Source organism: Pseudomonas sp. Seg1 (assembly GCF_018326005.1).
In the GTDB taxonomy this organism is placed as follows: domain Bacteria; phylum Pseudomonadota; class Gammaproteobacteria; order Pseudomonadales; family Pseudomonadaceae; genus Aquipseudomonas.
Genome location: NZ_AP021903.1, coordinates 2,789,147 through 2,795,857 on the forward strand (window position 1 = coordinate 2,789,147; position 6,711 = coordinate 2,795,857).

Genomic DNA, 6,711 nt, shown 5'->3' on the forward strand with positions numbered 1-6,711 from the left:
CTGTCGGGCGCGCCGGGGAGCGATGGTTGTCCGGGTTTCGGGTGTCATGTCGGCGCCGGGGCCGATGCTTGAATACGGGCAAAATCTCATGAGAAGGATCTTATGCCGCCTATTTCTGCCTCTGCGGCGGACACCTCGTCCGTTGCGCCCGCGACCTTTCCCCTGACCGCCGCACAGCTGGACATCTGGCTTGATCAATTGAGCCGGGGTGACTCGCCGCTGTACAACATCGGTGGCTACATGGAGTTGACCGGCCCGCTGGATCCTGCGCGGATGCAGGCGGCGCTCAGCCATCTGGTGAGCCTGCACGACGCGATGCGAATCGAGTTGTTGCCGGGTGCCGGCGCGGACGGACTGCCACGGCAACGTTTTGCGCCATCGATGCCGGGGCCGCTGATGACGTGGGATGTCTCTGGCCAGTCAGATCCAAAAGCGGCGGCACGAGCGCTGATTCAGGAGCGGATCGACCAGACGTTCACGCTGGACGGCGGGCCGTTGTACCGTTTTTTGCTGATCCGGCTCGATGACGATCTGCACTGGTTCTCCATTCTGGCTCACCACCTGATCGTCGACGGCTGGGGCTTCGCCGAGATGATCAAATCGTTGGCCGCCATCTATAACGCACTGGCCGCCGATCAGAAGGTACCTGACACCGCGCTGTCCTACGTCGATTTCATCGAGGACGATGAGCGTTATTACCAGTCACCCCGATACGCGCAGGATCGCGCGTACTGGCTGGACAAATACCGCCTCCTGCCCGAACCCCTGCTGGTGCCGCGTTATCAGGAGCGCTTTGTCGGGCATGCGCCGTCCAGTCAGGTCGTGGCGCGGACGTTCCCCGCCGTGCTGCATGAGCGCATGAAACAGCTCGGTCAGGGACTTGGCGCTTCGGCGTTTCACGTGCTGCTGGCGGCGCTTCATGTGTATTTCAGCCGTACCGCACAGCGTGACGAATGGGTGTTGGGGATGCCGATTCTCAACCGGTCCGGCGCTCGATTCAAATCGACCGTCGGCTTGTTCACCCAGGTCAGTGCGGTGCGCATGGGGTTTGGTCGCGACCTCACATTCGCCGACTTGATCAGGGCGATTCGCGATGAGCTGAAAGAAAACTTTCGTCATCAGCGGTTTCCCCTGAGCGAGATGAACCGCGCCTTGGGCTTGCTGCGCGAGGATCGCGCGCAACTGTTTGAGCTGACGGTTTCTTACGAACTGGATGATCAAGAACATATTTACGGCCAGGCACGGGGTCACGTGGTCAAGGTTTCCAATCATCAGGAGGCTGCGCCGCTGGCTATTTATTTGCGCAGTAACCGCTTCGACGAACAGGCCTGGTTGCACATTGCCTACTCCCCGATGTATTTCGAGGAAGGTGAAGTCGAGGCGTTTGCCGAGCGGCTGTTGTCGGTACTGGAGCAAGGGCTGGAAAACCCGCAACTGCCCGTGACCGAATTCGGCCTGCTCTCGCCGACGGAAACCGCGCTGCTGCAGCAATGGAACGACACTCGCGTGGTTTATCCGCAAGGATTGACCATCGTCCAGCGTTTCGAGGCCCGAGCGGCGCAACAGCCTGAGGCAGTGGCGGCGGTTGGAGAAGGACAACCACTGACGTATGCCGAGTTGAATCGTCAGGCCAATGCATTGGCACATCGCCTGCTCGGGCTCGGCGTGCAGCCGGATGACCGCGTGGCGCTGGTGGCCCGCCGTGGACTCGACAGCCTGGTCGGATTGCTGGCGACTCTCAAGGCCGGAGCCGGTTATGTGCCGATCGATCCGGCGCACCCCGCCGAGCGTTTGAACTATCTGCTCAATGACAGCGCACCGGTTGTCGTCCTGACGCAAAGCGCTTTGCGCGCACGCCTGCCGAAACTGGATGTGCCAGTGATCGATCTGAATCTGCGCAACTGGCCGGCCGACAACCTTGCCAACCCGCGAGTGCCCGGCCTGACCCCGGCGAACCTCGCCTACGTAATCTATACCTCCGGTTCTACCGGCCTGCCCAAAGGGGTGATGGTCGAGCACGGGACACTGGGCAATCTGGTCGATTGGCATTGTGACGCCTTCGAGCTGCGCGCCGGTCAGCACACCTCAAGCCTCGCCGGTTTCGGTTTCGATGCCATGGCGTGGGAGGTCTGGCCGGCGTTGTGCGTGGGCGCGACCCTGCATCTGGCGCCCGCCACTGGCAACAACGAAGACATCGCCGCGCTGCTCGACTGGTGGCGCGCGCAGCCGCTGGACGTCAGTTTTTTACCAACGCCGATCGCCGAGTATGCCTTTGGCAAACAACTCGACCATCCGACCCTGCGTACGCTGCTGATTGGCGGTGATCGCTTGCGTCAGTTCAACCGACAGCAGTCCTTCGAAGTGATCAACAACTATGGGCCGACCGAAGCCACAGTGGTTGCGACCTCGGGGCGGATCGACGCCGGTCAGGCGCTGCACATTGGCAAGCCCGTGAGTAACACCACGGTGTACTTGCTCGATGATCAACTACGGCCAGTGCCGATGGGGATTACCGGCGAGTTGTATGTCGGCGGCGCCGGTGTTGCCCGGGGCTACCTGAATCAACCGGAACTGACCGCCGAGCGCTTTCTGCGCGACCCGTTCAGCAGCGAACCGCAGGCGCGTATGTATCGCACCGGCGACCTCGCACGCTGGCGTGCCGACGGTAACCTCGACTACCTGGGACGCAATGACGATCAGGTGAAGATTCGCGGTGTGCGCATCGAACTCGGCGAGATCGAAACTGCGCTCGGCAGCCATGCCGCCGTGCAGGAAGCGGTGGTGCAGGTGCGCGACGGGCAACTGTTGGCGTGGTTCATCGAGCATGAGCCGCTCGACATCAACGCCTTGCACGCCCACCTGAAAACCCGTCTGACCAGCGCCATGCTGCCGAGCGCTTATGTGCGCCTGACGGCGTGGCCGATGACTGCCAACGGCAAGCTTGATCGCAAGGGATTACCGGCGCCGTGTCAGGACGACCTGATCAGACGCGAATATGAAGCACCGACAGGCGAAGTCGAAGTGTTGTTGGCGCAGTTATGGGCCGAGGTGTTGCAGGTTGAACGGGTAGGGCGCCACGACCATTTCTTCGAACTGGGCGGGCATTCGCTGCTGGCGGTGGGTATGGCCGAACGTATGCGCCAACACGGTTTGAGCGTCGATGTGCGGCAACTGTTCGCTCAGCCCACACTAGCGGCATTGGCTGCCGCCGCAGGACGCAGCCAGGAGAGCGACGTGCCGCCCAGCCGTATCGTTGCGGATTGCGAACTCATCACGCCGGATATGCTGAGCCTGGTGCAACTGGATCAAGCCAGTATCGATCAAGTCACCCTGACGGTTCCGGGCGGAGCGGCAAACGTGCAGGACATCTATCCGCTGGCGCCTTTGCAACAAGGCCTGTTGTATCACCACATCACCGCTGAGGGCCGCGATCCGTATCAGCAGCACGCCGTGTTGTCCTTCGCCAGCCGCGCGCAACTGGAGGCATTTGCCAGCGCTCTGCAAAAGGTTATCGAACGTCACGATATCCTGCGCACCAGCCTGGTCTGGGAAGGCATCGAACCCGCGGTGCAAGTCGTCTGGCGTCAAGCGAAACTGGGTATCGAAACCGTCGTACTGGAGCCCTGCGCCGGTGATATCGCACAACAGTTGCGCGAAGCCTTCAGCCCGCTGCAACGGCCACTGAATATCCGCCAGGCACCGATGCTGGCGCTGGCAGCAGCCGAAGACAAACCTGACCGGCGCTGGCTCGGCCTGCTGCGCTTTCATCATCTGATCAACGATGCCACTTCGACCGCAGTATTGATGCACGAAATCCAGATGCATCTGCTCGGGCGCGAACATGAATTGCCGCTGTCGGTCCCGTATCGCAACTACGTCGCACAGGTTGGTTTGAAGGATCGGCAAGCGGAGCATGAGAGGTTTTTCCGCGAGCAACTGAGCGATGTCGATGAACCTACGCTGGCTTTTGCCCTGAGCGACCGTCAAGTCGACTCCAGTGGACACGACGATGCCAGGCAACCCCTCGCTGCCAGCCTCGCGCAGCGCCTGCGCGATCAGGCGCGCCAATCGGGCGTCAGTCCGGCGAGCCTGTTCCATCTGGCCTGGGCCCAGGTGGTCGGGGCGTGTGCCGGGCGTGAGGACGTGGTATTCGGCACGGTATTGTTGGGACGACTGCAGGCCGGTAACGGTGCCGACCGTGCGCTGGGCATGTTCATCAATACCTTGCCATTGCGCCTGAGGTTGGCAGGAGCCAGCGTCAGCAGGGCATTGGCCCAGACTCACGAACGCCTTGCCGCGTTGCTGGCCCACGAACAGGCACCGCTTGCACTGGCGCAGCGTTGCAGTGCGATAGCGTCCGGTACGCCGCTGTTCAACAGTCTGCTCAACTATCGACATACCGACGCGGCTCCATTGCTGAGCGCTGTGCCGGGAATCGAGCTGTTGAGCAGCGTCGAAATCGTCAGCTATCCATTGATGCTGTCCGTAGATGACGACGCCATGGGTTTTCATCTTGCCGCCAAAGCGCCGCGCCTGATCGGTGCGCAACGTGTATTGGATTATCTGCTCACAGCGCTCGAAGCGCTGATCAATGCGTTGGAACACACGCCGCAATTGTTGCTGAGCAACGTATCGGTTCTGCCACCAGCCGAGCGCGAGAAATGGCTGGTCGAGTTCAACGCCACCGAGGTCGCTTGCCCGCTGGAGCAGCCGCTTCAGGCATTGTTTGAACAACAGGTACGCCGCAAACCGGATGCCATCGCGCTGCAATCCGAGCAAGGAGATCTGACTTACGCCGAGCTCAATGCACGCGCCAACCGACTGGCGCATCATCTGCGCGAACAAGGCGTGCAGCCGGATACGCGCGTGGCGATCTGTGTCGAGCGCGGACTGGATCTGGTGGTCGGTCTGCTCGCCATTCTCAAGGCGGGCGGGGCGTATGTGCCGCTTGACCCGGACTATCCGCTGGAACGCCTGCGCTACATGTTGCAGGACAGCGCGCCGGTCGCCGTGCTGGTGCATGCCGCTACCCGTGAGCTGCTCGGTGAGCACGATGTGCCGCTGATTGATCTCGAACGTGGCAGTTGGCAGTACAACCCCGAGAATAACGTGCAGGTACCGGGCCTGAGTGCCTCAAATCTTGCTTACATGATCTACACCTCCGGCTCCACCGGCCTGCCCAAAGGTGTGATGATCGAGCACCGCAGCGCCTGCAACATGGTGCACTGGGGCTCGCAGATCAGTCTGCCTACCGAGCACGGTGCGCTGCTGCAAAAAGCGCCGTTCAGCTTCGACAGCTCGGTGTGGGAGATCTTCTGGCCACTGTGTTCCGGCCTGCGTCTGGTGCTGGCACGACCTGACGGCAACCGCGATTCGGCGTATGTGGTGCAGACCATTCGCGAGCATCAGGTCAGCGTGGTCAAGTTCGTTCCGGCGTTGCTCCAGCAGTTCATCGAGCAGGACGATGTTGACCAGTGCACCAGCCTCACCGATGTGCTCAATGGTGGCGGCGAACTCAGCGCGGCGCTGGCCCGTCAGGTGCGTCAGCGCCTGCCGTGGGTGCGTTTGCACAACGTCTACGGCCCAACCGAAACCACAGTCGACAGCAGCGGCTGGACGCTTGAACCGCAAATGTCGGTGCCGGACCACGTCGTGCCGATCGGCAAGGCACTGAGCAACACTCGCCTGTACGTCCTCGATGCCCACGATCAGCCAGTGCCGCAGGGCGTCGCCGGTCAGTTGCACATCGGTGGCGTGGGCGTGGCGCGCGGGTATCACGGACTGCCCGAGATGCAGGCCGAGCGCTTCATCGACAGCCCGTTTGTACCGGGTGATCGGTTGTACCGAACGGGTGATCTGGTGCGCTACAACAACGACGGCGACCTGGAATTCCTCGGCCGCAACGATTTTCAGGTCAAGTTGCGTGGCTTGCGTCTGGAACCGGGTGAAATCGAAGCTCGGTTGATCGAGCATCCGGCCGTACGCGAAGCGGTGGTGATGGTGCGCGACGAGCGCCTGGTCGCCTGGTACACCGTGCGTGCCGGCGTTGCTGCGCCAGGTCTGGAGGCGTTGCGCGCCCATGTGCTGGAGCGCTTGCCGGAGTACATGGTGCCGGGGGCTTTTGTGTTGCTTGACGCTCTGCCGCTGACGCCCAACGACAAGATCGACCGCAAGGCCTTGCCTGAACCGGGAGCAGAGGCGGTGTTCAATCGCCCGTATCAGCCACCCGAAGGTGAAGTCGAAGCGGCGTTGGCGCAGATCTGGGCCGAGGTGCTCAACGTCCATCAGGTCGGGCGTCACGACAACTTCTTCGAGTTGGGCGGGCATTCGTTGCTGGCGGTCAGCCTGGTTGCGCGCATGCGCCAGACCGGGTTGCACACCGACGCGCGAGCGCTGTTCAGTCAGCCGACGCTGGCGGCACTGGCGGCCAACACCCGCAGCCAGGCACAGCACCTGGAAATCCCGCAGACCACCATCCCGAGCCTCAACCGCAAACGCCGACTCTGACAATCCAGCCTGTGGGCGCTGCCGCAGCCTGCGGCAGCGCCTGCCGGGGGATGCAAAGGATCGCGGCTCATGGGGAGGTGGATTGTCCCTGCTTCCCATGTCAGCTCGCCAAGCCTTGATGTTTTAGTTTTTCCAGGCTGCGCGCAACTCGCACGGACTCGCGGCTGCGCGCTCCTTTTTCTCGTATTTACAGCAGGTTATCCC

At 62.0% G+C, this 6,711-nt stretch carries 1 protein-coding gene; it reads left to right on the plus strand.

Annotated features, from left to right (window positions below; all coding sequences use genetic code 11):
* Positions 1–102: 102 nt before the first annotated feature.
* Positions 103–6,507, plus strand: a complete 6,405-nt coding sequence (locus tag KI231_RS12475; RefSeq protein ID WP_213028421.1) for a non-ribosomal peptide synthetase — start codon at positions 103–105, stop codon at positions 6,505–6,507.
* Positions 6,508–6,711: the final 204 nt, after the last annotated feature.